2 protein-coding genes and 1 pseudogene are annotated in these 1,733 nt (G+C 40.6%); 1 reads left to right on the top strand and 2 read right to left on the bottom strand.

Features of this window, described 5'->3' with window-relative positions; genetic code table 11:
• Both AKL11_RS25605 and AKL11_RS06940 read right to left on the bottom strand, forming a co-directional pair.
• Positions 1-314 (bottom strand): annotated as a pseudogene (locus AKL11_RS25605) (IS630 family transposase); the annotation flags it as partial.
• A 5-nt stretch (positions 315-319) separates the two neighbouring features.
• Positions 320-823 (bottom strand): helix-turn-helix domain-containing protein, encoded by a 504-nt coding sequence (locus tag AKL11_RS06940; protein ID WP_067515739.1) that lies wholly within the window; start codon positions 821-823, stop codon positions 320-322.
• A gap of 437 nt (positions 824-1,260) precedes the next feature.
• Between AKL11_RS06940 and AKL11_RS06935 the strand changes: the two genes are divergently transcribed.
• Positions 1,261-1,509 carry a hypothetical protein gene (locus tag AKL11_RS06935; RefSeq protein ID WP_067515861.1) on the top strand — a complete coding sequence of 83 codons (249 nt, stop codon included), beginning with the start codon at positions 1,261-1,263 and terminating at the stop codon, positions 1,507-1,509.
• Positions 1,510-1,733 lie beyond the last annotated feature (224 nt).

Here is a 1,733-nt window from a genome sequence, read left to right as displayed (position 1 = left end):
TCTTCTACCAGAACAATTTTATCAACATCCTTGTAGCGACCATCCACCAATGCTTTGACCTGATGCGCCCAGTCGATCGCGGTTCTACTGTCGGTTACCTCTACATGCCGCCAACCAGCCAGTGGTTCGAAAATCATAAAGAGATTACTGACACCGTTACGCTCATACTCTGTGTCGTATCGTTCTGGATTACCGGGTTCAATAGGAATGGGATTACGTACCTCAATTAACTGCTGCTTGCTGGTYTCATCCAGACATRCCAACGGTCTTTTGGGGTCATATGGAAGCTTGTAAAGCTCCAGARTATCTTCCATGGCACTCACAAAGTTGGCGCTTTCTTCCTTGGGAATACACCATTCTTTTTTCTGCYAAGGCTTAAGTTCGTTTTTTTTAAAGATTCATGGATGGTGCTTCTGGATATTTCATCAATGTACTCCAGCTCGATCATCTTGTCCCTGAGGAGGTTTAACGTCCATCGCGCGTTTCCTTTTGGCSGTGCAGAACAGGTCAGAGCGATAAGGTRAGCCTCTAACTCACCATCCATTTTCCGTTTTCCTCCATGACGACTGTGCTTGCTATTGATCGCAACCTCTAATCCTTCCTCAGCAAGGCGTTGACGAAGACGACAGATAGTGAGCGGTTTCACGTTGAAGGCTTTAGCTGCCTGCTCATGGGTAAGCGGCGAGYGATTTTCATCGATGGCGAGYAAAATTTGTGCGTGGCGTTTTTTGTGTTGCGCAATTATTGGTTTTTCTTGTTTGATTAAAGCCTCAAGCATTGAGCGTTCATCATCACTTAAACGAACATGGTATTTAACGTTCATGACGGCTCCATCTTTTGTTGCAGTGGAGCTGTCAGGATAATACAAAATTCAGTCTATCATTTGACGGTGGATGGAGTACTAGGGCATGGTGAGTCTGAGCCATATGACACTCTGATCGATAACAACTAAAAAGAGCTGTAATTTAACATAAGTTTTTTTGGAAGTCTGAAGCCGGAGAATCTGTTTGATTTATGACGATTTAGTTTTTTTATCCCACAACCATTTACGATATAGATATTTATCAGTCATTTCCACGAGCATTAATAAAGAACACACACTGAAAACTCAATTCAATATAATAAAATGAAATTAAAATCACTTTTCCTTTATTCAAATTAATAATTACTTGTTAATCAAAAAATCAACGTCTTCACTAATAAACAAGCTTTATTGAAAGTGCTTTCACATCAATTTAATTACTCCCGTGGAGATGAACAATGAAAAAAGTATTACTTGCTCTAACAACTGCTTCTGCCATGCTGCTCAGCTCAGTGACCTTTTCTTCCGAAAGTCAGACTGACTTTGCAGAGCAAGCCAGAGAGAGACATGGCCTTGAAAAATCAGTAAAAATGCTGGATCTGAACTTTTATACAGGCCGCGCCACTATGAAGTCAGAATATGAACCTACTATGTATGAAAAGCGTCAAGCTCGTCTTGAACTGCTTGAAGAATTAAGAGAGATGTAAATTCTTTCTATATGAACCAATGCTTTTTATTAGCCTTGGTTCATTTCTCTCACCTTCTTTCTATCCTACCGGGTGCTCAGCCTGAATAATGTAGCAAGTATTTAAAAAGCATCTACTCTATTAGTAATTGACTACTGACGTTTATGTTTGCTGCCATGCCTGCCCAGATACTTTCTTCAAAAAACTCCGAAACCCAAGTTCTCATCACTATCCAGCATGGAAAG

This window comes from Endozoicomonas ascidiicola (genome assembly GCF_001646945.1).
Lineage (GTDB): Bacteria > Pseudomonadota > Gammaproteobacteria > Pseudomonadales > Endozoicomonadaceae > Endozoicomonas > Endozoicomonas ascidiicola.
The sequence above is the reverse complement of the archived record's forward strand: the minus strand, read 5'-3'. Positions and strand labels throughout refer to the sequence as shown.